Origin of the sequence: Variovorax sp. CF079, assembly GCF_900101545.1 — a bacterium.
GTDB lineage: Bacteria > Pseudomonadota > Gammaproteobacteria > Burkholderiales > Burkholderiaceae_C > Variovorax.
Genome location: NZ_FMZU01000013.1, coordinates 194,168 through 216,948, shown reverse-complemented (window position 1 = coordinate 216,948; position 22,781 = coordinate 194,168). Strand labels below are relative to the sequence as shown.

The window sequence follows — 22,781 nt, the reverse complement described above, 5'->3', positions numbered from 1 at the left end:
GGCTGCGCATAGGCCTGGTAGCGGCCGGAGACCACCGAGGGCTGGCGCCGGTACATCCAGCTGCGCCGGTTCTCGTGGCGCGGCGCGGTGAAGGCAGTGCCCGAGATCAGTTCGGGGTAGAGGTCGAAGGGCGCGCGCTGCGGGCTGTTGCGGCCCTGCGGCAGGGCGCCGGCCACGGCCTCGCTCGCGTATTCGTTGCCGAAGCCGCTCTGGTAGCGCAATGCGTCGGTGCTCATGAGGATCCTTTCAATCCACGCGGATGTTGTTGGCCTTGATCAGGCGCCCCCAGCGTTCGCGCTCGGCCTTCACGTAGCTTGCCATGTCGCCCGGCGAGCCGGGGAGGCCTTCCACGCCGAGTGCGTCGAAGCGCGCCTTGACGGCCGGCGAGGCCAGCGCCTCCTGCAAGGCCTTGGCGTAGCGCGCCACCGTCGGCTCGGGCGTGCCGGCGGGGACGGTGAGCCCCTGCCAGGCATAGGCCTCGTAGCCGGCCAGGCCCTGCTCCATCAGCGTCGGCACGTTGGGCAGCGAGGCGATGCGCTTGGCGCTCGCCACGCCGATGGCCTTGACCTTGCCCGCCTGCACGAACTGGTTGCCGCTGGCGGTGTCGACCAGCATGAACGGCACCTGCCCGCCCAGCACGTCCTGCATGGCCGGTGCCGCGCCGCGGTAGGCCACGTGGGTGAGCTTGAGCTCGGCCTTCTCGCGCAGCAGCTCGGTGGCCAGGTGATGCGGGCTGCCGACGCCGGCCGAGCCGTAGTTGACGCCGCCCGGCTGCGCCTTGGCCCAGGCCACGAACTCCTTCCAGTTGCTCGCCGGCACCTGCGGGCCGACCACCAGCACGAGCGGGAAGCGCGCCAGCAGGCCGACCGGCTTGAGGTTCTTCTCGGCGTCGTAGCTCAGCTTGGAAAAGAGGAAGGGATTGGCCGCCAGCGTCGCGAAGTCGGCGGTCAGCAGGGTGTGCTCCACGTCCTTGGCGCGCGCCACGTACTCGGCCGCGATGTTGGTGGCGGCACCCGGCTTGTTGTTGATGACGATGGGCGCGCCCAGGCTCTTGCTCATGGCTTCGGCGGTCGCACGCGCCACCGAATCGGAGCCACCGCCGGCGGCGTAGCCGACCACCCATTCGATGGGCTTGCTGTCCTGGGCGATGGCAGCGAGGGAGAGGGCAGCCAGGCCGAAGGCGGCGAGGGTCTTGCGGATCATGGGTTTGTCTCCAGTAGATTGAAACTTCGTGTGATGCATTGCCGGATCGTCAGGCGCGCGCCGCCTCCAGGGCCTTGCGCAGCACCACCAGCGAACCGATGTGGTTGGCCAGCACCAGCACCAGGCGCGCATTGAAGGCGTGGCTCTCCTCGGTGCTGAGGCCCTGGTGCGCGTCGAGCAGGGCCTCGTAGAAGTCGTCCGGAGCATCCAGGTGGGGCGTCAGGATCAGGTGGTCGTTCGGCATGGTCGTGGTCTCCTGGGGTCTCAGGTTTTGCCGAGCGCACGCGCGTGGGCGGCGCGGATGGCGGCGGCCGTGGGGCTGCGCCAGCGCGCGCACACGTGCTGGTCGGGCCGCAGCAGGTAGGTGGTGCCGGGCCGGGCGTCGTAGCGCTGCGCGGCCAGGGCATGGGCGTCGTCGAGCGGAATGCGTACGACGCTGACCGGTGCTTCGGCCTCGGCCAGCGCGCGCAGGCTGGCCTCGGCGGCGGCGCCGTCGCCAAACACCAGCGCGGCAAATCGGCCGTCGGCGCCAAGCGAGCGCAACAGCCAGTTGCGCTGGCCGCCGCTCGCAGTGAAGGGTGCATCGGCCGCCACCGCGCCGGGCACCATGCGCCCTTCGAAGTCCCCGCTATCCGGCGTGTTGAGCGTCGAGCCATGCAGCGTGGCCGGCACCGACAACCGCCCGCTGTTGACCAGCGTACGGGCGAAGGGGTGGCGGCTCGCCAGCTGCAGCACCGCGTCGCGGAACAGCCGGCTCAGCTCGCTCTTGGGCGTGATGAAGTCGGTGGCGCGGGTGGAGTTGCGGATGTTCTCGTCGGCCGCGTACTCGCGCTCGCGGGCGTAGCTGTCGAGCAGCGCCTGCGGCGCCTCGCCGCGCAGCACCGCGGCCAGCTTCCAGGCCAGGTTGTCGGCGTCCTGCACGCCCGAGTTAGCGCCGCGCGCACCGAAGGGCGAGACGCCGTGCGCCGAATCGCCCGCGAACAGCACGCGGCCGTGGCGGAAGGCCTCCATGCGCAGGCAGGCGAAGGTGTAGACGCTGGCCCATTCGAGCTCGAACTCCGCGTCCCTGAAGGGCGAGGCCGCCAGCAACGCCTTGACGCGCGGGATGATGTTCTCGGGCTTCTTCTCGGCCTCCGGATCGGCCTCCCAGCCGAGCTGGAAGTCGATGCGCCACACGTTGTCGGGCTGCATGTGCAGCAGCACGCTCTGGTGACGGTGGAAATGCGGATCGAACCAGAACCAGCGCTCGGCCGGGAAGTCGACCTTCATCTTCACGTCCGCGATCAGGAAGCGGTCCTTGAAGATGCGGCCCTTGCTTTCCTGGCCGATCAGCTGCCGCACCGTCGAGCGCGAGCCGTCGCACGCGGCCAGCCAGTCGGCCTGCAGCCGGTAGCTCCCGTCCGGCGTCTCGACGGTCAGGAGCGCGTGGTCCTCGTGCTGCTCGACGCCGACCACCTTGTGGTTCCAGCGGATGTCCAAAAGCGGCAGCTCGGCCGCGCGCTCGGCCAGGTAGCCCTCGACGTAGTACTGCTGCAGGTTGACGAAGGCCGGGCGCTGATGGCCCTCTTCGGGCAGCAGGTCGAACTCGTAGATCTGCGCGTCCTGCAGGAACACGCGGCCCAGCTTCCAGGACACGCCTTTCGCCGCCATGCGCTCGCCGCAACCGAGCCGGTCGAAGATCTCCAGCGAGCGCTTGGCAAAGCAGATGGCGCGCGAGCCGGTGGACAGCTTGTTGTCGTTGTCCAGCAGCACCACGGGCACCTGGCGTTGCGCCAGGTCGATGGCCAGCGCCAGGCCAACCGGGCCGGCGCCGACCACGACGACGGGGTGGCGGGCGGGCGTGGCGGCGTCCTGGTCGGGGTGGTGCCTGTAGTCGTAGCGCAGGTTCTGGTAGTCGATGGGCGCGGCAGCTGAAGCAGCAATGGCGTTCACGTTCCTGTCTCCGAATCTTTGTCTTGCTCCTCCCGGCTCAGCCTTCGAGGGTCTTCCACATCTCGACGTCGCGCTCGGCGGTCCACACGCGCGGGTCGGCGTACTGCGTGGCCTCGTCGTAGCAGCGCGTGATGTCGAAGGGCATGCAGTGGTCGAAGATGACCCAGTGGCCGTACTTGGGCTTGAGCTTCGCGTAGGTCTCCTTGTAGACCGCGTTCAGGTCCTTGCCGGACTTGGCGCCTTCCGAAACGCTGGCGTACACATCGGCAATGAAGTCGCGCGTGCCGGCGAGACCCTTGGCCACTTCTTCCGGCGTGGTGAGCGCAGCGCCGCGGCCTGGCACCAGGGCCTTCGGCTTGAGCGCGGCGATGTTGTCCAGGGTCTTGGGCCAGTCCTTGAAGTAAGCGTCGCCGGCATAGGGCGTGGCGTCGAACTCGACCAGGTCGCCCGACAGCAGGGTCTTCTCGCCCGGCAGCCAGACCACGGTGTCGCCTTTGGTATGGCCGCGGCCGAGCTGCAGCAGCTGGACTTCGAGCTTGCCCAGCCACAAGGTCATCTTGCCGGTGAAGGTCATGGTCGGCCAGGTCAGGCCCGGCGGCACGGTCTCGACGTTCTGGAACAGGCGCGGGAAGCGGCCGATCTCGCTCGCCTTGTCTTCCTCGCCGCGCTCGACGATCAGGTCGCGCGTATCCTGGCTGGCGATGATGTGCTCGGGCTTGTAGCCGGTCGCGCCCAGCACGCGCACCGCGTGGTAGTGCGTGAGCACCACGTACTTGATGGGCTTGTCGGTCACTTCGCGGATTCGGCGCACCACGTCGGCCGCCATCGCGGGCGTGGCCTGGGTGTCGGCCACCAGCACGCAGTCGTCGCCGATCACGATGCCGGTGTTGGGGTCGCCCTCGGCGGTGTAGGCCCAGGCATGCTCGGAAATCTGGCTGAAGGTGATCTTCTTTTCTTCGAGATCGGCCTGGCTGGCGAAAACCTTGGTCTGGCTCATCGGGGTCTCCTAGGGTGTTTGTCTAACACGAACGAATTCGCAGGGAACGAATTAAGCGGAGTGTAAACCGGAGATCAGTTAATGTCTAATGTCTTCTGCATGAACGAACAAAGAGACGGATATGGCCGCTGACGGCAACGATCGCGCGCAGCGCGGCATCCAGAGCATCGAAGTGGGCGGCCAGCTGCTGCGCGCCCTGGTGCACCACGGCCGGCCGATGGCATTGAAGGACCTCGCGCGCGAGGCCGACATGTCGGCCGCCAAGGCGCATCCCTACATGGTCAGCTTCGGTCGCCTCGGATTGATCGAACAGGACCGCAGCAGCGGTCACTATCTGCTCGGCCCGCTGGCTTTGCAACTGGGATTGATCAGCCTGCAGCAGGCCGATCCGGTCCACATCGCGACACCGCTGGTTGCCGAACTCGCGCAGCAGATCGGGCACACCGCGGCCATCGCGGTGTGGGGCGACCGCGGCGCCACCATCGTGCGCGTGGCCGAGTCGCCGGCGGCCCTGCACGTGAGCATGCGGCACGGCACGGTGTTTTCGCTGACCAGCACCGCCTCGGGCCGCCTCTTCGCCGCCTACCTCGATGGCGCGATCGTCAAGCGCCTGCTCGACAAGGAGCGCCAGCGCGAGAAGAGCAGCGCGGCGCCGGCGCCGCATGTGGGCATGCCGCCGCCCCCGCCGCTGCCGGACTGGAAAGCTTTCGAGGCGCAATTGCACGAGGTGCGCGCGCGCGGCATCAGCCGCTCCGAAGGCGAGATCGTGCCGGGCGTGAGCGCGATGTCCGCGCCGGTGTTCGACCACACCGGCGCGATCGCGCTGGCGATCACCGCGATCGGGCCCGCGGGCGTTTTCGATGCGAAATGGGACGGGCCGGTCGCCCGCGCACTGAAGCAATGCGCCGGCGAGGTGTCGCAGCGGCTCGGCGCCGCACGCGCCTGAGAGATCGGGCGGCTAGGCCCGCTTGAGGAGGCGGACGATCAGCAGAAGCACGATCGCCCCGATGGTGGCGACGACGATGCTGCCCAACAGGCCGCCGCCCAGCGAAACGCCGGCCGAGCTGAAAAGAAGGCCGCCGAGAAAGGCGCCGATCACGCCGACGACCAGGTCGCCGACGAGGCCGAAGCCACCCCCTTTGACCAGCACGCCGGCCAGCCAGCCCGCCACGAGACCCACGACAAGAAACAACAAAAGGCTCATTTTTTACTCCCTGATTGAACATGTATGGGCGCCGCCGCCCGGGCGCAGGGTATCAGCGGCCGTCGGAGCCGGCAATCAACCGGCCGTCGGCCCGGCGGGCGGGCGCGAGGCCTTCAGCGCCCTGGCGCGTTCCAGGCTCTCGGCCGGCCAGTGCTCAGCGCGGCCGTAGTACTCAGCCACGGCCGGCGTGCCCGGCGGCAACAGCACCCATGGCTGCTTCGACATCGTGAAGATGTGGATGTCGGGGGACAGGTGGTCCGGCGCGTCGAGCGTGCCGACGCGCACGAAGCACACGGCATCGCCAGCACCCGCGTAGTGGCTCCACAGCGCGACGCGGCAGTGCGGACAGCGCGCGATCTTCTGCCCTTTGCCGCTTTCCGACGGCGTCACGACGAGCTCGATCTCGCCCTGAAGCAGTTGCACGCGCTCGGCCTCGACCATCGCGTTGAGCGCGAAGGCCGAGCCCGTCTCGCGCTGGCACCAGCGGCAATGGCAGCAGTGCACGAAGAGCGGTCGCGTCGTCATGCGGTAGCGAACCGCGCGGCAGGTGCAGCCGCCTTCAAGCGGGAAGGGGTCGAGGTCGGTCGGGATGGCGCTCATGGTGCGCCGTACTTTGGCGCGGCCGCGCCCGAAACGCAAACGCGGGCGTTCTCAGGCCGCGGCCGCCCCCAGCGCCACGAACTCGCCCTCGAGGCGGCCCACCGTCCGGCCCCCTTGTTCGAGGACGGCGGCGACGGCGATGCGGGCCCGGCCCTTGCGATCGAGCATGCGCAGGAAGGCCGGCCATGCCTGCGGCTGGGCAATGAGCGAGCGCGCAGTGAATTCCCCGGTGATCGGCAGGTCGTAGTCCATGGTATTGCGCTGAATGACCAGCCGGCTCGAGATCCCGGCGCGCTGCAGCCGCGTATGCAGCAGCGACCAGGCCGCCAGGATGGCGACGGCCGAGGCGCTGCCGCCGAACACGGTCTCGCGATGGTTGATGTTGGGCGCCAGCGGCGCGCTCAGCACGACCTCGTCTTCATGCAGCGCGAGCACCGCGACCTGCATCGCCTTCGACAGGGGAATGTGCGCGTGCAAATAGTCCTGCAGCTCGCCGGGGCTCACCGCGAACGCCCGTCGAAATGCGTCACCGGCACCGATTCGAGCTCGATGCCCTCGATGCAGCGGATGTTGACCGCCGACATCTTGTTGCCCTTGGGATCGCTGCCCTCGGCAAAGGGATGGATGCCGCAGGTGGGACAGAAGTGGTGCTCGAGCACATGCTTGTTGAACAGGTAGGTGCCCATGTCCTCGCGCGGGGTGAGCAGCGTGAAGCTGTCGCGCGGCACGAACCAGAGCAGCGAACCCTTGCGCTGGCACATCGAACAATTGCATGCCATCGCACCCTTGATCTCGCCCTCGACCTCGAAGGCGATCCGGCCGCAATGGCAGCTGCCTCTGTACTTCATCGGAGTCTCCTGAAAAGAAAAGCGCGGACTGCAGAGTATGCAGACGGCGCCCCGCTTCCGATGTAGGCAGGCGCCCTCAGGCCATGAAGCCCACGTTCTTCGGGTAGTCGATGCCGTTGACGTTGCCGCCGAAGTTCTTGAGGTTCGGCAGGATGCTTTCCAGATTGCCCGCCGGCACGCCGAACCAGCTCGCGAGCGTGGCGCCGTACTGGTCGACCGAGGTGGTCGGAATCAGCCGGCCCTGCCCCACATGGCCTTCGTAGCCGGCCAGCTTCGAGTCGTTGTTGATGCTGACCACCTGCGGCGTGCCGTAGATTTGCTTGCCCTTCACCGCGCCGCCGACGATGAAATGGTGGCCTCCCCAGCCGTGGTCGGAGCCGTCGCCGTTGGAAGCGAGCGTGCGGCCGAAGTCGGAGGCGGTGAAGGCTGTGACCTTGTCGGCCAGACCTTGCGCAACCATCTGCCGGTGGAACGCGGCCATCGCATCGCTCAGCTGCTTCATCAGGCCGGGCTGGTTGGCGATCAGGTTGTCGTGCAGGTCGAAGCCGCCCATCGAGACGAAGAACACCTGCCGCTTGGTGCCCAGCGTGCTGCGGCCGCGGATAAGCCGCGCGACCATCTTGAGCTGGTTGCCCAGGCCGGTGGCCGGAAAGGTACCGGCCGCGAAGTCAGTTCCGATGGCCGAAGTGACCGAGCCCTCGGCCTCGACCGCGCGCTTGGTGACCTTGTTGTATTCGTTCTCCAGCACATGGCCGCGCGCCTGCTGCACGAGCTGCGCCATCGCGGCCTTGACCGAACTGGAGCCGTACACGTTGGCGTTCTTCACGCTGTTGATGCCGACCGCGCCGCCCGTGCTCACCTGGTATTGCAGCGCGGTATCGCCCGAGAGGAACACCGCGTTGCCCGCAACCGACATGCAGGTGAAGAGCGAGTTGGTGTTCTGCGTGAGCATCAGGTCGCCGATGTTGCCGCCCCAGCCGACGGTCGAGCCCTCGGGCGAGGACGACTGCCAGGTCGACTGCTGGTCGTTGTGCGAGAACAGCTTCGGCGGCTGCGGATAGAGCTTCTTGTTGCTGTTGTTGTACTGGGCGCGCGTGAGCGGCACCACCAGCGGGCCGACATTGAGCTGCACCGCCATCTTGGCATCGGTATTGAACAGCGTGGCCAGCTCGGTCATCGCCGGGTGCAGCGCGTACTGGCGTCCGTCGGGCAGCGCCGTGGTCGGGGCGAGCAGCGTCGGCGTCAGTTCGGCCTTGCCGATCGCCACGCCGCCGGCGGCCTGGCCGGCGGCCCCGCCGCGAATCGTGCTGTAGGCGTTGTAGCTCGGATCGTCGTAAGTGACGACAGTATTGGCATAGTCGTTGCCGCCGAACAGGAAGACGCAGACCAGCGCCTTGTAGTCGTCGCCGGCCGCCTGCGCGGCGGCCTCGCCCATCGCGGCCAGGTTGAGCGCAAAGGGCAGTGCGGTGCCCGCCATGGCGAGCTGGCCGGAGCGGCGCAGAAAGGCGCGGCGGGTGTGGGCTGCGGGATTGATCAGGTACATCGCGCGCTTCCTTATTTCTGGATCAGGTATTCCGGCGAGGCCATCACCATCAGCACCGCGGCATAGACGCGGTTGTTCTTGACGCCGTCGCTGCTGGTCGAAGTGACCGCCGGCGTGGCGAGCGCATTGACGACCAGCGCCTGCGTGGCGGCGGTGAGTTGGTTGCCGGTGAAAAGCAGGTTCAGCCGCCGCACCAGCGCGGCCGGATCGAGCACCAGCGCCTTCTCGGCCGCATAGCTCGGGATCACATCCTTGCTGTTGAAACCGTTGGGCACCACGTTCTGCATGAAGTTCAGGTAGCCGCCGACGCTGGTCTCGTTGACCATCTGGAACTCGGGTGCCACCAGCTTGGCGCTGGCTATCGCGGTCGAGGGCGGCACGTAGCCGGGCCGGAAGAAGTTGAAGACCGAGGGCGAGCGCAGCGGGCTCTGGCCCAGCTGGTCGTTGGGGCGGGAGAGGTTGCCGATCTTCCAAGTGTCCAGCGTGGAGCCGATGCCGCAGGTGCGGCCCCACTGCACGAGACGCAGCATCGGCTCGCGCAGGCGGCCGAAGTTCGGGTCCGTGAGGCCGGCCGGGCTACGCGCCTCGTTGTCGAGCAGCACGGCGGCGAACACGCTCTTCATGTCGCCGCGCACGCCGGCGCCGTTGTTGGCGAACACGTCCGCCACGCGCTGCACGTAGGCCGCGCTCGGGTTGCTGGTCACGAGGCGCTGGATCAGCTGCTTGCTGATGAAGGGACCGACGTTCGAGTGATTGAACAGCGCATCGAGCGCGATCTTGAGCGCCGCCTTGCCCTCGGTGTTGGCCGGCACGGTGGCGCCGAGGAACTTGGCTTCGAGCATCGAGTGGCGGGAGGCCGTGAGCGCCATCGGCCGCTTGGTCCAGGCGTTGCTCTCGATGGTGTAGCTGGCGCCGGGCGGCGTGAAGGTGTTGCGCTCGGCGGCGGGGATGTCGAGGTCGTAGCCGGTGAACACGCGCGCCAGGTTGGTCACGTCGTCCTGCGTGTAGCTGTCCAGCGGTGCGCCGTCGGCACCGGTCCTGACCGTGCCGTCGGCATTGAGCTGGTAGAGCCCGATGGTCATGAGCTGCATGACCTCGCGCGCGTAGTTCTCGTCCGGCTGGCGGCCCTGCGCGTTTTCCTTCTGGTTGCCGCGCGTGTTGAGGTAGTAGCCCATCGCCGGGTTGAGCGTCACGTCTTCCAGCAGCTTGCGGAAGTTGCCGGTGACGCCAGCGACCAGCATGTCCCAGTACTGGGCCATCATGTGGTCGTTCCAGTTGGAACTGAGGTCGTTGGCCGAGACCACGAAGATCTCGGTGAACGCCAGCGCCATGCGCTTGCGCATCCCGTCCGGCGCGGTCATGAGCTGGTTCCAGATCATGTCGTCGGTGTAGACGGTGTTGTAGGGCTTGCTCGCGATCCAGTCCCAGCCGGTCTGCGTGGGCGCCCGATCGACCTGCTCGCCGAGCCAGGGCAGGTAGCCCTTGGCGCGCACCGCGGCGATCTCGGCGTCGGAGGCCGAGAACTGCGACTGCAGCAGGAAGCGCGCGGCCTCGTCGTCGGTCTTGGCCTGCGTGTAGATGTAGGTCTGGCCGGTCGGCGTGCTGGCCAGGGGCGTCAGGGAGCCGGCCTGGACGTCGCCGCCGCCCATGCCGGCGAAACTGCTGCCGCCCCCTCCGCCGCCGCCACCGCCGCAGGCAGCGAGCGCCGCTGCGGCAGCCAGCGCGGCAGCCAGGGGCAGGGGATTGTTGTGTGCCGCCGGCGCCTCGGGAACTGCGTGCGTTTCGGACACGCGCAGCACTTCGTCGGTCGCCTCGGAGCGACCGGTCGCAATATCTTCCACCATGAGTTCCTCGCTCCTCGGCGCCCTTGCGCCGTTCTTCTCAAGGCAAGCGCCATGCCGGACCCGCGCCGGGCTGCGAGGACTCTAAAGGCGGTGTAGAGGCGGTGACTGCGACAACAATTGTTCTGAAATGTGACTTTTTCCGTCACACCGATACAACCGCGCCCTTGCCGGCGGCGCGAAAAGTCGCTCAGGGCTTGGCTTTTTCGAGGCTGTCGCGGGTGCGGATCGCCTCGCGCCGAGCGGCTTCGGCGAAGTCGGCGCCGGCCGAGGCGTAGCAGATGGCGCGCGATGAACTGACCACGATCGGCGCATCGGCGCGCCAGCCTGCACGCACGGTGGCGACCGCATCCCCGCCCTGGGCGCCGACGCCGGGAATCAGGAGCGGAACCGTGGGCGCCAGCGCGCGCACGCGCTCGATCTCGGCCGGGTAGGTGGCACCGACCACGAGGCCGAGCTGGCCGTTCAGGTTCCAAGGCCCCTGGACGAGTCTTGCAACGTGTTCATACAAAAAAGGTTCTCCTTCCAGGCCCGCGAGCCGCTGGCCCTGCAGGTCGGCACCGCCCGGGTTGCTGGTGCGGCACAACAGGAAGGCGCCCTTGCCGTAGTGGCGCAGGTAGGGCTCGACCGAATCGAAGCCCATGAAAGGCGACAGCGTGACGGCGTCGGCGCCGTAGCGCTCGAAGGCCTCGCGCGCGTACTGCTCGGCCGTGGACCCGATGTCGCCGCGCTTGGCATCGAGGATCACCGGCACATGCGGCGCGTTGCGCCGCATGTGCTCCATGAGCTGTTCGAGCTGGGCTTCGGCGCGGTGGGCGGAGAAGTAGGCGATCTGCGGCTTGAAGGCGATCGCCAGGTCGGCGGTGGCATCGACGATGCGCGCGCAGAAGTCGTAGATCTTGCCGGCGTCGCCCTTCAGATGGGCGGGGAATTTCGCGGGCTCGGGGTCGAGGCCCACGCACAGCAGCGAGCCGTTTTGGCGCTCGGCGGCGCGCAGCTTGTCCAGAAAGGTCATGGGGCGGAATTTTAGGCCGCCACCGGCAGCGCTCAGCCCGAGCGCAGCAGTTGCTCGGCCGCCAGGCACAGGTCGGCCCAGGCACGCGCCTTGTCGGCCGGATTGCGCAGCAAGTAGGCCGGGTGGTAGGTCGCGATGACCGCGACGTCCTCCAGATCCGGGATGGCCAGCCGCACCGCGCGGCCGCGCAGCTTGCCGAGCGGCTCGCCGCTTTGCAGCAGGCTCTGCGCCGCCAGCGGGCCCATCGCGAGCACGACGCGCGGCGCCAGTGCGGCGGCGGGCGCCGCAAAGGCCTCGGCGATCGGGCGCGGGCTGCCCGGCTGGCCCGAGGCCACGCCACGGTGCGTACGCATCAGATGCACGGGCGTGGCTGCGCCATGCAACTGCAGCGCGCGCAGCATGTTGTCGAAAAGCCGGCCGGCATCGCCCGCGAAGGGTTCGCCGTGGCGCCCGTCGAGCTCGGGCGGCATGTCGGCGACGATCAGCCACCCGCCTTGCACGGCCTTCTCTTCATCGCCGTAGAGACGACGCGGCGCATCGATCAGCACGGTCGCACCGTGGGACGGCGCAGCGGACGGACGGACAGGAGGCGCGGACACAGGCACCGGCGCACGCGGCGCCGCCGGCACGGCTTCGACGCGCGGCGCCGCGACCACCACCTCGACCGCCGGCGCCTCGGCAGGCTCCGCCACCGGCCACCAGACCTTGACGCCCATCTCGTCGAGCATCGCGCGCTGCCGCGCGTCGAGATTCAACGTGCCGGCGCTCATTTCAACGCACCCCATGCGCTGGTCGATTCGTTGAGCCGCAGGCTCATCACCACCGCGTCTTCGCGTGCGTTGCCCTCCGCCGGGTAGTAGCCCTTGCGCACGCCCACGCGGCGAAAGCCCTGGCGCTCGTAGATGGCAAGCGCGCGCAGGTTGCTCGCGCGCACTTCGAGCCACAGCCACTGGGCGTTCTGGCCGCGCGACCAGCCGGCCAGCGCCTCGAGCATCAGCGGCGCCCAGCCCTGGCCCTGGAAGGCCGGCGCGACCGTGAGGTTGAGCAGATGGACTTCGTCGACGCCTTTCATGGCCACGAAGTAGCCGATGATGGTTTCGTCGCCGGTCCGGGCCGCAGGCCGCCCCCAGAGCGCGCGCGGCCCGCCCGCGGGCGGGGACGAGGGCTCGGTGCCGAGTGCGGAAGGAACGACCAGGCACTGGCAGTGGTAGCCGGCGGCCAGCGAGTCGCTGAAGTTGGCCGGCGTCCAGGGGTGGGTGAAGGCGGTTTTCTCGATCGCGCAGACAGCCGGAATCCGCTCGATCGTGATCGGCTCGAGACGGGCTTCACGCGGCTGTTGCAGGACTGCGCTCATGATGATGAATCGGTCATTGCCGCCTTGAGCGCGGCACGCTCTTCGGTGGTCTGCGCCACTTTATCGCGAACATAGAGCGGCCAGGCCTCGGCGGGTGCGACCGTTCGGCCGGCTGCAAGCAATTCGGGGGCCAGGCGCAGCATCGCGGCCGCGGTGGGCAGCACCTCGTGGCGCGCCACGGCTGCGGGAAGGCGCTCGCCATAGGCCGCGAAGGCATTGCCGGCGAGCGCCCAACCGGACGGCACCTCGACCTGCTCGGGCGCCAGCAATTCCGCTTCGCCGGCGGGCGCCGCTGCGCTCCCGAACTCGTAGCGCGCGGCATAGACCTGGTCCATGCGGGCATCGAGCACGGCGACCACGTGCATGGCACCGAAACGGTGATGCGCCTCCTCGGCCACCGCCTGCAGCGTGTCGATAGGCAACAGGCGCACGCCGGCGCCGAAGCCCAGGCCCTGCGCCACCGAGCAGGCGGTGCGCAGACCGGTGAAGGAACCGGGCCCGCGCCCGAACGCGATCGCATCGAGTTCGGCCAGCGCGAGGCCGGCTTCGGCCAGCAGTTGCTGGATCAGCGGGATCAGCGTGGTCGAGGATTGCGCGCCGCCGGCGCCGCTGTGTTCGAACAGCCGGTCGCCGTGGCGCACCGCGACCGAAAGCGCTTCGGTGCTGGTGTCGAAGGCCAGGAGCTTGAGCGCCGTCGCCATGGCCGTCATCCGCGCGCCGGCGCGGCGGCCGGCCTTGCTGCTGCCGCGGCGCGAACGCGCTGCACGCCGAACAGGATGCCGGCCGTAACCAGCAGCAGCCCGGCGATCAGGTTCCAGTGCAGCGGCTCGCCGAGGAAGACCACGGCAGCGAGGGCCGAGAGGCCCGGCACCACGGCCGTGATCATGGTCGAACGCACCGGCCCGAAGTACTGGATCATGCGCGTGAAGGTAATGCCGGAGATGACGACCGAGCCGACGCCCTGGAACAGCATCTGGAACACGATCTCGCCCACCGGCGCGCTGTCGAGCCGGCTCGCGACCACGCCGGCGGCGGCCAGCAGGGCATAGACCGGCACGTAGGTCACGAAGGCGAACACGGTGATGGCGATGGTGGCGCGCACCGCGTCGAGCCCGTGGCGCCGCACCACCACGCTGTAGCAGGCCCAGCAGAAAGCCGCGCTCATGAAGAGCAGGTCGCCCTTCCAGATCTGGCCGCCCTCGAGGGCATGCAGCAGGCTGGCGCCGCCGACCAGCAGGTCGCCGACGACGATCAGCGCGAGGCCGAGCGCGCGGGCTGTAGTGATGCGGTCGTGCAGCACGATGGCCGCGAGCACCGCCGTCCAGAGCGGCAGGCTGCCCGGCATCAGCACGGCAGCATGGGTGGCCGGCGCGTAGAAGAAGCCTGTGTAGGCGAGCAGGGCATAGGCCAGGCCGCCGAAAGCGCCTGCGGTCGCGGTGATGCGCAGTGAAGCGGGCGACAAGCCGAAGAGCGAGCCCGCCGACGGATCGTTCCGGCGCGCCTGTTGCATCACCAGCCAGGCGCCCCAGGGCATGAGCACCAGGCTCGCGCCGCAGATGCGCGCGAAGGCAATGTCGAAGGGGGTCAGCGAGCGCCCGGCCGAGGCCCGCGCGATCACGATGAAGGCGGTCCAGACGAGGACGGTGACGACGGCCGCGCCGATGCCGATGGTGCGAGCGGAGAAGCGGGGTGCGGCGGGCATCACGCGATTATCGAGGGACGGCCATGCACCGCGCTGCGATGGGCCCATGACACTGCCGGCCGGGATAATCGCGCGATGCCTTTTGCCCTGCCCCTTGCCGCGCGCCGCGCCGTTCGCATGCTGTCCCTGGTTCTGGCGCTGGCGGCGCTGGGTTCGGTGCCCGCCATCGCCCAGAACCTCCCGCCCGAGGTCGAGGCCGCACTGGCCCGCGCCAAGGTGCCGCGCGATGCCGTGACGATGCTGGTGGCCGACGCCGACGCCGCGCATGCCCCGCGGCTCGCGTGGCGGGCGCAGGTGCCGGTCAACCCGGCCTCGGTCATGAAGCTGGTCACCACCTACGCCGCGCTCGACCTGCTCGGCCCGGCCTTCACCTGGACCACGCCCGTGTACGTCGACGGTCCGATCCAGAACGGCGTGCTGGCCGGCAACCTCTACATCAAGGGCCAGGGCGATCCGAAGCTGGTGCTCGAGCGCCTGTGGCTGCTGCTGCGCCGCGTGCAGGGGCTGGGCATCCACACCATCAACGGCGACATCGTGCTGGACCGCAGCGCCTTCGAGGTTCCCGATGCCGATCCGGCCGCCTTCGACGGCGAAGGCCTGCGCCCCTACAACGTCGCGCCCGATGCGCTCCTGATCAACTTCAAGTCGGTGGTGATGACCTTCGTGCCGAACCGTGACAGCCAGACGGCCCAGGTCAACTTCGAGCCCTACCTGGCCGGCGTGGCGACGCAGGCCACGGTGCCGTTGTCGGCCGGTGAATGCGGCGACTGGCGCGCCGCGCTGGCACCGGCCTTCACCGATCCGGCACGCGTGAGCTTTGCCGGCAGCTACCCCGCCGCCTGCGGCGAGAAGGTGTGGCCGGTGGCGTATGCAGATCCGCGCAGCTATGCAGTGCGCGCGGTCGGCGGGCTGTGGGCCGAGATGGGTGCCAAGCTCCGGGGCCAGGTGCGCGAGGGCCAGGTGCCGGCGGGTCTCAAGCCCGCATTCGAAGCCGTCTCGCCGCCGCTGGCCGAAGTGATCCGCGACATCAACAAGTACAGCAACAACGTGATGGCGCAGCAGCTGTTCCTCACGCTCGGCCTGCAGCAAAAGAAGCGCGGCACGCTCGAGGGTGCGCGCGCCGCAATGCGCCAGTGGTGGAACGAGCGCATAGGCACCGGCGAAGGCCAGCCGGTGTTCGACAACGGCTCGGGGCTCTCGCGCGAGGAGCGCATCAGCGCAGCCGCGCTCGCGAAGATGCTGCAGGTGGCCTGGCGCTCGCCGGTGATGCCCGAGCTGGTGTCCTCGCTGCCCGCCACGGGCGTCGACGGCACGTTGCGCAAACGCGCGCTGCGCTCGGGCGGCGCGGCGCATCTCAAGACCGGCACGCTGCGCGATGCGGCCGGCGTTGCGGGCTACGTGCACGGCGTGAGCGGCCGGCGCTGGGTGGTGGTCGCGATCGCCAACAACGGCAATGCAGCGGCGGCGCGGCCCGCCTTCGATGCGCTGGTCGACTGGGCCGCGCAGGACAACTGACCGAGCGTCGCCAACGCGACTTCCACGCCGTTCCGGCTCCGGGTTTCCCTTGTCTTGCTTTGCAGATCGCAAGCCTAGGATCGGTGCGCCCTTCACAACAAGACTCCCGGAGACATCCATGAAGCGTCTGCATCTTCTGAGCGCCGTCGCCATGGCCAGCCTGCTGGCCGCCTGCGGCGGCGGCGGCGACGGCCCCGGTTTCAACTTCGGAGCCGGCGGCGGCGGGACCGGCACCGGCGCGCTCCAGGAACCGGCCGTGACCGTGACGACGCTGTCGGCCGCGCAGATCGATGCCGGCACCGCGCAGAACGGCCTGCAGCCGATCAGCGGCAAGGCCAAGTGCGACGTGAGCGTGGTGGCGCTCAACTACAGCACGGTGGGCCCCAAGGGCGAAGCCACCAACGCATCCGGCGTGCTGCTGATGCCCGCGGGCAGCTGCGCCAACAACGCACCGCTGGTGGCCTACGCCAAGGGCACCGACGTGCAGAAGCCGCGCACGCTGGCCAATCCGCAGGATCCGGAGACCTTCTTGCTGACGGCGATGTACGCAGCCCAGGGCTACGCCGTGGTCGCCACCGACTACCTGGGCTATGCCAGGTCGAGCTTCTCGTACCACCCCTACCTACATGCCGATTCGGAGGCCCGCTCGGTGCTGGATTCGATCCGCGCCGCGCGCACGGCGCTGGTGGCGACGGGCGGCTCCTTCTCGGGCAAAGTGATGTTCACCGGCTACTCGCAGGGCGGGCACTCGTCGATGGCGGCACACCGGGCCGCCGAGCGCGACAGCCCGCTCGAATTCAACGTGGTGGCCGGGGCTCATCTGGCAGGTCCGTACAACATGTCGGGATCGTTCAAGCTCACGACGGCGATCGCGGGCTACCAGTTCTTCGTTCCCTTCACCGTCACCTCCTATCAAAAGATCTACGGCGACGTCTACACGGACGTCAACGCGGTCTTCAAGGCGCCCTACGCAGCGACCATCGAAAACCTGCTGCCGAGCCCGACGCTGAACTTCACCACGCTGGTGACGAGCGGCGCGCTGCCCGGTGCCAACGGCGAGACGCCGGCCCAGGCACGCGACGCGCTGTTCCACAGCGCGTTCCTGACGGACGTGCAGACCAACCCCAACAACGCGCTCTTCCTCGACGCGAAGAAGAACGACCTGTTCGGCTGGAGCCCGCGCGCCAAGACGCTGCTGTGCGGCGGCGCCGGCGATCCGACGGTGCCGCCGGCCGTGCACATGGTGCCCATGAAGGCGGACTTCGATGCGCGCGGCGTGACCACCGTGTCGACGGTGGATGTCGACGCACAGATCCAGGCGAGCTTCGGGCCCGGCGGCACGGCGCCGACCGATCCGACGACGCCTGCCTACGCCACCTACTTTGCCGCCTATCACGGCACTTACGAGCCGCCGTTCTGCCACGCGCGGGCGCGGGCCTTGTTCGACACAGTCAAGTAAGGGGGGGCGATCAGGCCGCAGCGGCCCGTTGCAGGCGGTCGCGCACCCCTTCCCATTCGGGACCGGCCGGCGGCGTCTCGACCCAGATCAGCTTGACGCCCTCGGCGTCGAAGGCGCGCAGCACCGCGAAGAGCTGCTGCGCGGCGGTGGCGGCATCGTCGGGCATGCGCCGCTGCAGGATATGCTGCGAACGGCTCTTGAGCGCGCTGCGCGACCAGACCGCGATGTGCGCCGCGCTGGCGCCGAGCACGTCGAGGCCGGTCTGCATGGCCTTCGCATCCATCAGCCGCAGCTTGGCGCTCGGCGCGTAGTGGGCCTCGAGCGTGCCCGAGGCGCGCGGGTCGGGGGCGGCCAGCTCGTGCTTGTCGCGCAAGGCCTCGCCGCAGGCCGCCTCGATCTGGGTGCGCGTGATAGCGCCCGGCCGCAGCAGCACCGGCGCGCCGCGACTGCAGTCGACGATGGTCGATTCGATGCCCACCTCGCAGGGACCGCCGTCGATCACCAGCAGCTCGTCGCCGAACTCCTGGTGCACGTGCTGCGCGGTGGTGGGGCTCACGCGGCCGAAGCGGTTCGCGCTCGGCCCCGCCACGCCCGGCACGCCCTGCTCGGCGCAGGCGGCGAGCAGCGCCTGCGCCACCGGGTGCGCGGGGCAGCGCAGGCCGATGGTGTCCTCGCCGCCGGCCGCCGCCGCGGCCACGCCGGGCTGGCGCGTGACTATCAGCGTCAGCGGTCCGGGCCAGAAGGCAAGCACGAGTTTCTGGGCGAAGGCCGGCAGCGGCTGGGCAAAGCGGGACAGCGCTTCGGTCCCCTTGATACCGGCCGCCACGTGCACGATCAGCGGATGGTTGCTGGGCCGGCCCTTGGCCTTGAAGATGCCGGCCACGGCCGCGTCGCTGGTCGCATCGGCGCCCAGACCGTAGACCGTTTCGGTCGGGAAGGCGACCAGGCCACCGGCGCGCAGCACGCGCACGGCCTCGTCGATGGCAGCGGGCGACTGGCCGTCGCGAATCATGGCGCTCACTCCGAGAGAGGGATCGGCAGTCCGAGCAGCGCAGCCGCGAAGTCGGCGGTGCTGCGAACCGTGTCGATGTTCTCGCCCGTGATCGTGAGATGGCCCATCTTGCGGCCGCGGCGCGCCTCGGTCTTGCCGTAGAGATGGAGATGCGTTCCAGGCAGCGCGAGCACATCGGCCCAGCGGGGCTCGACCGCCGCCGTCTCCGACGACCTGGGTCCGCCCGAGGCCTCGGCATCGGCAAACCACAGATCGCCCAGCAGGTTCAGCATGAGCGCGGGGCTGTGCTGGCGCGGCGCGTTCAGCGGCAGGCCGGCGAGGGTTCGCACCTGCAGCTCGAACTGCGAGATGTCGCAGGCCTCGATGGTCCAGTGGCCGCTGTTGTGCGGGCGTGGCGCCATCTCGTTGACCACCAGCGATCCGTCGGCCAGGACGAAGAACTCGACGCACAGCACGCCGACATAGTCCAGGCCCTCCGCGATGGCGACGGCCGAATCGACGGCGTGCCGCGCCTGCGCTTCGCCCATGTTGCCGGCATGCACCTCGGTCACCGCGAGGATGCCGTCGCGGTGCAGGTTGCGCTGCGGCGGGAAGTGCACGACCTGGCCATCTTCGCCGCGGGCGACGATCACCGAACATTCGAAATCCAGCGGCAGCAGCTTTTCGAGCACGCAGGGCACGCCGCCCATCGCGCTCCAGGCGGCTGCGAGTTCCTCGCGCGTGCCCACGCGCTGCTGCCCCTTGCCGTCGTAGCCGAGCCGCGCGGTCTTGAGGATGCCGGGCAGCAGGTTCGGCGGCACGGCCATGTGGTCAGCCGACTCGATGATCGCGTAGGGCGCACAGTCCACGCCGCAGCCGACGAAGTGGCTCTTCTCGCGGATGCGGTCCTGCGCGATCGCCACCGAGGTCGCCGCCGGCCATACCGGACGCGCGACCGAGAGATGTTCCAGCGAGGGCGCCGGCACGTTCTCGAATTCGGTCGTGATGGCATCGGCCAGGCCCGCGAGCCGCGCGAGGCCGTCGACATCGGTGTAGTCGGTGTGGATGTGGTGGTGGCTCACGCGCCCTGCGGGGCTGTCGGCATCGGGGTCGAGCACCGCCGTGAAGTAGCCCATGCGCTGCGCCGCATGCACGAACATGCGGCCGAGTTGACCGCCCCCGAGCACGCCGAGCGTGGCACCCGGCAGGATCGCGCTCACAGCGCGCCTCCGCCCTGGGGCGAGAAAGGCGATATCGCCGGCGGATCCACCGGCGGCAGGGCCATCGATCGGGCCGCCTCGGTTTGCTGCGCGCGGAAGGCGTCGAGCCGGGCGCGCAGCGCCGGATCGGCCACGGCCAGCATCGCGACCGCGAACAGCGCCGCATTGGCCGCCCCGGCGTTGCCGATGGCAAAGGTCGCGACCGGCACGCCCTTTGGCATCTGCACGATGCTATAGAGCGAATCCACGCCCTGCAGGTGCCGGCTCGCGACCGGCACGCCGAGCACCGGCACGGTGGTCTTGGCCGCCAGCATGCCCGGCAGGTGGGCCGCCCCGCCCGCGCCGGCGATGATGGCCGCGAGGCCGCGCGGCGCCGCGCTTTCGGCATAAGCGAACAATTCGTCGGGCATGCGGTGGGCCGAGACCACCCGCGCCTCGTGGGCGATGCCGAATTGCTGGAGAATCTCGACCGCGTTGCGCATCGTCTCCCAGTCGGAGTTCGAGCCCATCACCACGCCGACCTGAATTGCTTGCTTCATGGTTTCAATTTTACGTTTCACCCCCAGGTTCCCGCGATGATCGACATCACCCTCGAAAACTTCCAGACCGAGCTGATCGACGGCTCGATGACCACGCCGGTGCTGCTCGACATCTGGGCCGAATGGTGCGGCCCCTGCAAACAGCTCGGCCCGGTGCTCGAAAAGCTCGAACTCGAGTATGACGGCCGCTTCACGCTGGCCAAGCTCGATGCCGACAAGGTGCCGCAGATTTCGCAGCAGCTGAGCCAGATGTTCGGCGTGCGCAGCATTCCCTTCTGCGTGATGTTCAAGGACGGCCAGCCGGTCGACGGCTTCGTCGGCGCGATTCCCGCCGACCAGATCCGCAGCTTCCTCGACAAACATGTGCCGGGCGCCGACGAGGCCGAGGCCACCGAGCAGGAAGAAGCTGCCCAGGAAGCGCTGGCCGAGGGCGACACCGAAGGTGCGCTCGAACGGCTGCAGCACGCGGTCGCGACCGACCCGGCCAACGACGACGCGCGCTTCGACTACATCAAGCTGCTGCTGCAAGAGGGCCGCGTCGACGATGCCAAGGTCGCCTTCGCGCCGGTGATCGCCAAGACCTCGCTGGTGCGCCGTTTCGACGCGCTGCAGCGCTGGATGGACGCGATCGACTTCGCAACGCCGGCCACCGGTGCGGCACCGACGCTCCCCGGCGCCGAAGCCCGCATCGCGGCCAACAAGCGCGATTTCGAGGCCCGCTTCGACCGTGCGCGCCTCTTGATGAGCGCGCAGCGATGGACCGAGGCCATGGACGAGTTGCTCGACATCCTGATGCGCGACAAGGGCTGGAACGAAGAGCTGGCCCGCAAGACCTACATCGCGATCCTCGACATCATCGAGCCGCCCAAGCCCAAGGTGGCGGACGGCCAGATTCCGCCGGACGATCCGACCGTGGCGAGCTACCGGCGCCGCCTGAGCAGCGTGGTGCTGAGCTGAGACCGAGCGCCTCAGAAAAGACCATCAAACTACTCATATTCATGAAAAAGCTACTTTCGAGTAGCTTTTTTGTTCCGCCTCGACGCGGGAATAGCTACTATAACTACTCAATTTATAAGATTTGAGTAGTTTGATGCTCATCGACGAACTGGAAAACGCCCGCAAGGCGGCCGGCTGGAGCCAGGAAACCCTGGCCGAACGTGCCGGCCTCTCCCGCATGACCGTGCAGCGCACCGAAAGCGGCCAGATCGATCCGCGCCTTTCGACGCTGCTCGAAATGGCACGCGCGCTGGGCCTCGAGCTCATGCCTGTGCCGGCCGCTCTGCGCCCACAACTCGAGGACTTCGTGCGCTCGGGTGGCCGCGTGCTGGGCCAGCCGGCGGGTGTCGGGGCGCCGCCCTCCATCACACAGACTCTTGAAAGAACATGACCCCCACGCTCGGCACTGCATGTCCTCGCTGCCCCCCGAGGGGGCTAGGCCGCCTTGGGGTGGCCCGGCGGCGGCCTGAGTGAGTACAAGCTCAGCCTTCACCACCAGCGTCCGCTACCTGCGGATGTCGCTGCACCTGCCCGGCGGCGGGAGGCGAACAATCGGCTACCTGTCCCAGTACGGCGACATCTTGCGCGTCTCCTTCGACGCCGACTACGTGGCCGATCCTGTCGCTGGCCTACCGCGGGGCGGACGAGGCGGCGACCCGGGCCATTCTCTCGTCGGCACGCGACGTCCGGCTGTCGCGCAGCGACGGCCACTGGCCCACCTACTTCCAGAATCTGCTGCCCGAAGGCCACAACCGCGAGCGCCTCGCGCAACAGCGCGGCTGTAGCGCCGACGACGAATTCGAGCTGCTGGCTGCCGCCGGCCACGATCTGGTGGGCGCGATCGAGGTCGACCCAGTGCCGCCGGCCGAAGGCATTCCCGACACCGTGCGCCACTGGCACACCGCGCTCGGGCTCGACGTGCTGCAGCCCGGCTTCGTCGAGGCGCCGGTCGAGGACGCGGCCTCGATCCCCGGTGTGGTCGTCAAGTTCTCCGCCGTGCAGGAGGGCCGGCGCTACGTGGTGCGGCGCCATGGCGCGGCCGGTTCCTTCATCCTCAAGCTGCCGACGGTGCGCCATCCCGACCTGGTGGCCAACGAGTTCGCGGGCTACCGCCTCTGCGGCGCTCTGGGCCTCGACTGTGCCGAGGCGAGCGTCATCTCGCGCGCCGATGCGGAGCTGCCCGAGCAGATCCCTTTCGACCAGATCCTCGCAGTGCGTCGCTTCGACCGCACGACCGAGGGCGGTCGTGTGCACATGGAGGAGTTCGCGCAGGTGCTCCAGTACGAGCCGCGCCAGAAGTACGGCCGCGGCCTGGAGGTCGACTGGCCGCAGATGCTGCGCGTGCTCGACCGCCTGTCGCCCGAGCCCGTGGCCGACGTGCGCGAGTGCGTGCGCCGCATCGTCGCCTTCATCCTGCTCGGCAACAGCGATGCACACTTGAAGAACTGGGCGCTGCGCTATCCCGACGGCATGACGCCCACCCTGGCGCCACTCTACGACCCGGTGTGCGTGGCTGCCTTCTTCGAGGGCGTGCCGGCCACCGACTACGGCGTGAACCGCGCCATCGATGCCAAGCTTGCCGCCTTCGACTGGCCGGCCTTCGACGCGCTGCTGCGCAACGCCGGCCTGCTGCGGCCGGCGCGGCTCGTCGCGATCGCGAAGAACACCGTGCGCCAGGCGCAGGCCGACTGGCCGGCGCTCCTGCGCGACGCGCCGGGCAGCGTGCAGCGATGCATCCAATCCCGGCTCGCGGGCGGGGTCGCGTTGGCGCGCTGAACGCGCTCGCATACGATTGGCGCGTATTTCAATTTGTTGCCAAAGG

At 69.0% G+C, this 22,781-nt stretch carries 24 protein-coding genes and 1 pseudogene; 6 read left to right on the top strand and 19 right to left on the bottom strand.

Annotated elements, in window-relative coordinates:
• The 5 genes from BLS74_RS19000 to BLS74_RS18980 form a co-directional block, all read right to left on the bottom strand.
• On the bottom strand, window positions 1–236 hold a 236-nt coding region (locus tag BLS74_RS19000), incomplete at its 3' end, for a homogentisate 1,2-dioxygenase (protein WP_139191716.1).
• A gap of 10 nt (window positions 237–246) precedes the next feature.
• The gene (locus tag BLS74_RS18995) at window positions 247–1,203 is read right to left on the bottom strand and encodes a Bug family tripartite tricarboxylate transporter substrate binding protein (protein WP_093108695.1); all 957 of its coding nucleotides are present in this window, start codon (window positions 1,201–1,203) and stop codon (window positions 247–249) included.
• 49 nt (window positions 1,204–1,252) lie between these two features.
• Window positions 1,253–1,447 carry a DUF2783 domain-containing protein gene (locus BLS74_RS18990; protein WP_093108694.1) on the bottom strand — a complete coding sequence of 65 codons (195 nt, stop codon included), beginning with the start codon at window positions 1,445–1,447 and terminating at the stop codon, window positions 1,253–1,255.
• Between the two features lie 20 nt (window positions 1,448–1,467).
• Window positions 1,468–3,135 (bottom strand): FAD-dependent oxidoreductase, encoded by a 1,668-nt coding sequence (locus BLS74_RS18985; RefSeq protein WP_093108693.1) that lies wholly within the window; start codon window positions 3,133–3,135, stop codon window positions 1,468–1,470.
• 37 nt (window positions 3,136–3,172) lie between these two features.
• Window positions 3,173–4,132 (bottom strand): MBL fold metallo-hydrolase, encoded by a 960-nt coding sequence (locus BLS74_RS18980; protein WP_093108692.1) that lies wholly within the window; start codon window positions 4,130–4,132, stop codon window positions 3,173–3,175.
• A gap of 121 nt (window positions 4,133–4,253) precedes the next feature.
• Between BLS74_RS18980 and BLS74_RS18975 the strand changes: the two genes are divergently transcribed.
• Complete coding sequence (locus BLS74_RS18975; protein WP_093108691.1) at window positions 4,254–5,078, top strand: IclR family transcriptional regulator; 825 nt, start codon at window positions 4,254–4,256, stop codon at window positions 5,076–5,078.
• A gap of 12 nt (window positions 5,079–5,090) precedes the next feature.
• Here the strand turns inward: BLS74_RS18975 and BLS74_RS18970 are convergent, their stop codons facing one another.
• From BLS74_RS18970 to BLS74_RS18920, 11 genes are all read right to left on the bottom strand, one after another.
• Window positions 5,091–5,336 carry a GlsB/YeaQ/YmgE family stress response membrane protein gene (locus BLS74_RS18970; protein ID WP_093108690.1) on the bottom strand — a complete coding sequence of 82 codons (246 nt, stop codon included), beginning with the start codon at window positions 5,334–5,336 and terminating at the stop codon, window positions 5,091–5,093.
• 75 nt (window positions 5,337–5,411) lie between these two features.
• Window positions 5,412–5,936 carry a GFA family protein gene (locus tag BLS74_RS18965; protein ID WP_093108689.1) on the bottom strand — a complete coding sequence of 175 codons (525 nt, stop codon included), beginning with the start codon at window positions 5,934–5,936 and terminating at the stop codon, window positions 5,412–5,414.
• A 51-nt stretch (window positions 5,937–5,987) separates the two neighbouring features.
• On the bottom strand, window positions 5,988–6,440 hold the full coding sequence (locus BLS74_RS35140) for a thioesterase domain-containing protein (protein WP_093108688.1): 453 nt from the start codon (window positions 6,438–6,440) through the stop codon (window positions 5,988–5,990).
• On the bottom strand, window positions 6,437–6,784 hold the full coding sequence (locus tag BLS74_RS35135; protein ID WP_093108687.1) for a GFA family protein: 348 nt from the start codon (window positions 6,782–6,784) through the stop codon (window positions 6,437–6,439). Before BLS74_RS35135 ends, BLS74_RS35140 begins: the two co-directional genes overlap by 4 nt.
• Before the next feature lie 76 nt (window positions 6,785–6,860).
• On the bottom strand, window positions 6,861–8,327 hold the full coding sequence (locus BLS74_RS18950; RefSeq protein WP_093108686.1) for a DUF1501 domain-containing protein: 1,467 nt from the start codon (window positions 8,325–8,327) through the stop codon (window positions 6,861–6,863).
• An 11-nt stretch (window positions 8,328–8,338) separates the two neighbouring features.
• A complete protein-coding gene (locus BLS74_RS18945; RefSeq protein ID WP_093108685.1) occupies window positions 8,339–10,171 on the bottom strand; it encodes a DUF1800 domain-containing protein in 1,833 nt (610 codons plus the stop codon).
• Window positions 10,172–10,358: 187 nt separating this feature from the next.
• Window positions 10,359–11,183: an orotidine-5'-phosphate decarboxylase gene (gene pyrF, locus BLS74_RS18940; RefSeq protein WP_093108684.1), complete on the bottom strand. Its 825-nt coding sequence runs from the start codon at window positions 11,181–11,183 to the stop codon at window positions 10,359–10,361.
• A gap of 32 nt (window positions 11,184–11,215) precedes the next feature.
• Window positions 11,216–11,953, bottom strand: coding sequence for a uracil-DNA glycosylase family protein (locus tag BLS74_RS18935; protein ID WP_093108683.1), 738 nt, complete (start codon window positions 11,951–11,953; stop codon window positions 11,216–11,218).
• Window positions 11,950–12,537 (bottom strand): ribosomal protein S18-alanine N-acetyltransferase, encoded by a 588-nt coding sequence (gene rimI, locus BLS74_RS18930; protein WP_093108682.1) that lies wholly within the window; start codon window positions 12,535–12,537, stop codon window positions 11,950–11,952. Before rimI ends, BLS74_RS18935 begins: the two co-directional genes overlap by 4 nt.
• Window positions 12,534–13,238: a tRNA (adenosine(37)-N6)-threonylcarbamoyltransferase complex dimerization subunit type 1 TsaB gene (gene tsaB, locus BLS74_RS18925; RefSeq protein WP_093108708.1), complete on the bottom strand. Its 705-nt coding sequence runs from the start codon at window positions 13,236–13,238 to the stop codon at window positions 12,534–12,536. The genes rimI and tsaB overlap by 4 nt, the downstream gene beginning before the upstream one ends.
• A 5-nt stretch (window positions 13,239–13,243) precedes the next feature.
• Window positions 13,244–14,239 carry a DMT family transporter gene (locus BLS74_RS18920; RefSeq protein WP_093108681.1) on the bottom strand — a complete coding sequence of 332 codons (996 nt, stop codon included), beginning with the start codon at window positions 14,237–14,239 and terminating at the stop codon, window positions 13,244–13,246.
• A 117-nt stretch (window positions 14,240–14,356) separates the two neighbouring features.
• Here BLS74_RS18920 and dacB point away from each other — a divergent pair, with 117 nt between their 5' ends.
• Together dacB and BLS74_RS18910 are read left to right on the top strand one after the other, a co-directional pair.
• Entirely contained in the window at window positions 14,357–15,754 is a 1,398-nt protein-coding gene (dacB, locus tag BLS74_RS18915) for a D-alanyl-D-alanine carboxypeptidase/D-alanyl-D-alanine endopeptidase (protein WP_093108707.1), read from the top strand.
• 118 nt (window positions 15,755–15,872) lie between these two features.
• Window positions 15,873–17,213 (top strand): alpha/beta hydrolase family protein, encoded by a 1,341-nt coding sequence (locus BLS74_RS18910; protein ID WP_093108680.1) that lies wholly within the window; start codon window positions 15,873–15,875, stop codon window positions 17,211–17,213.
• Window positions 17,214–17,223: 10 nt separating this feature from the next.
• Here BLS74_RS18910 and BLS74_RS18905 read toward each other — a convergent pair whose 3' ends face one another.
• Genes BLS74_RS18905 through purE form a run of 3 tightly spaced genes read right to left on the bottom strand, consistent with a single transcriptional unit; the run spans window position 17,224 to window position 19,963 of the window.
• Entirely contained in the window at window positions 17,224–18,225 is a 1,002-nt protein-coding gene (locus BLS74_RS18905; protein ID WP_093108679.1) for an L-threonylcarbamoyladenylate synthase, read from the bottom strand.
• Window positions 18,226–18,230: 5 nt separating this feature from the next.
• On the bottom strand, window positions 18,231–19,424 hold the full coding sequence (locus BLS74_RS18900) for a 5-(carboxyamino)imidazole ribonucleotide synthase (RefSeq protein WP_093108678.1): 1,194 nt from the start codon (window positions 19,422–19,424) through the stop codon (window positions 18,231–18,233).
• On the bottom strand, window positions 19,421–19,963 hold the full coding sequence (gene purE / locus BLS74_RS18895; protein WP_093108677.1) for a 5-(carboxyamino)imidazole ribonucleotide mutase: 543 nt from the start codon (window positions 19,961–19,963) through the stop codon (window positions 19,421–19,423). Before purE ends, BLS74_RS18900 begins: the two co-directional genes overlap by 4 nt.
• Before the next feature lie 36 nt (window positions 19,964–19,999).
• Here purE and BLS74_RS18890 point away from each other — a divergent pair, with 36 nt between their 5' ends.
• From BLS74_RS18890 to BLS74_RS18880, 3 genes and pseudogenes are all read left to right on the top strand, one after another.
• A complete protein-coding gene (locus BLS74_RS18890) occupies window positions 20,000–20,920 on the top strand; it encodes a tetratricopeptide repeat protein (RefSeq protein WP_093108676.1) in 921 nt (306 codons plus the stop codon).
• A 133-nt stretch (window positions 20,921–21,053) separates the two neighbouring features.
• Complete coding sequence (locus tag BLS74_RS18885; protein WP_093108675.1) at window positions 21,054–21,350, top strand: helix-turn-helix domain-containing protein; 297 nt, start codon at window positions 21,054–21,056, stop codon at window positions 21,348–21,350.
• Between the two features lie 124 nt (window positions 21,351–21,474).
• A pseudogene (locus tag BLS74_RS18880) lies at window positions 21,475–22,735 on the top strand (type II toxin-antitoxin system HipA family toxin).
• Window positions 22,736–22,781 lie beyond the last annotated feature (46 nt).

Bases quoted from the DNA above. Each gene is read 5' to 3' on its own strand.
- BLS74_RS18995 (WP_093108695.1), bottom strand. From the start codon at position 1,203: ATGATCCGCAAGACCCTCGCCGCCTTCGGCCTGGCTGCCCTCTCCCTC.
- BLS74_RS18990 (WP_093108694.1), bottom strand. From the start codon at position 1,447: ATGCCGAACGACCACCTGATCCTGACGCCCCACCTGGATGCTCCGGAC.
- BLS74_RS18980 (WP_093108692.1), bottom strand. From the start codon at position 4,132: ATGAGCCAGACCAAGGTTTTCGCCAGCCAGGCCGATCTCGAAGAAAAG.
- BLS74_RS18975 (WP_093108691.1), top strand. From the start codon at position 4,254: ATGGCCGCTGACGGCAACGATCGCGCGCAGCGCGGCATCCAGAGCATC.
- BLS74_RS18970 (WP_093108690.1), bottom strand. From the start codon at position 5,336: ATGAGCCTTTTGTTGTTTCTTGTCGTGGGTCTCGTGGCGGGCTGGCTG.
- BLS74_RS18965 (WP_093108689.1), bottom strand. From the start codon at position 5,936: ATGAGCGCCATCCCGACCGACCTCGACCCCTTCCCGCTTGAAGGCGGC.
- BLS74_RS35135 (WP_093108687.1), bottom strand. From the start codon at position 6,784: ATGAAGTACAGAGGCAGCTGCCATTGCGGCCGGATCGCCTTCGAGGTC.
- BLS74_RS18950 (WP_093108686.1), bottom strand. From the start codon at position 8,327: ATGTACCTGATCAATCCCGCAGCCCACACCCGCCGCGCCTTTCTGCGC.
- BLS74_RS18945 (WP_093108685.1), bottom strand. From the start codon at position 10,171: ATGGTGGAAGATATTGCGACCGGTCGCTCCGAGGCGACCGACGAAGTG.
- pyrF (WP_093108684.1), bottom strand. From the start codon at position 11,183: ATGACCTTTCTGGACAAGCTGCGCGCCGCCGAGCGCCAAAACGGCTCG.
- BLS74_RS18935 (WP_093108683.1), bottom strand. From the start codon at position 11,953: ATGAGCGCCGGCACGTTGAATCTCGACGCGCGGCAGCGCGCGATGCTC.
- rimI (WP_093108682.1), bottom strand. From the start codon at position 12,537: ATGAGCGCAGTCCTGCAACAGCCGCGTGAAGCCCGTCTCGAGCCGATC.
- tsaB (WP_093108708.1), bottom strand. From the start codon at position 13,238: ATGGCGACGGCGCTCAAGCTCCTGGCCTTCGACACCAGCACCGAAGCG.
- BLS74_RS18920 (WP_093108681.1), bottom strand. From the start codon at position 14,239: ATGCCCGCCGCACCCCGCTTCTCCGCTCGCACCATCGGCATCGGCGCG.
- dacB (WP_093108707.1), top strand. From the start codon at position 14,357: ATGCTGTCCCTGGTTCTGGCGCTGGCGGCGCTGGGTTCGGTGCCCGCC.
- BLS74_RS18910 (WP_093108680.1), top strand. From the start codon at position 15,873: ATGAAGCGTCTGCATCTTCTGAGCGCCGTCGCCATGGCCAGCCTGCTG.
- BLS74_RS18905 (WP_093108679.1), bottom strand. From the start codon at position 18,225: ATGATTCGCGACGGCCAGTCGCCCGCTGCCATCGACGAGGCCGTGCGC.
- purE (WP_093108677.1), bottom strand. From the start codon at position 19,963: ATGAAGCAAGCAATTCAGGTCGGCGTGGTGATGGGCTCGAACTCCGAC.
- BLS74_RS18890 (WP_093108676.1), top strand. From the start codon at position 20,000: ATGATCGACATCACCCTCGAAAACTTCCAGACCGAGCTGATCGACGGC.
- BLS74_RS18885 (WP_093108675.1), top strand. From the start codon at position 21,054: ATGCTCATCGACGAACTGGAAAACGCCCGCAAGGCGGCCGGCTGGAGC.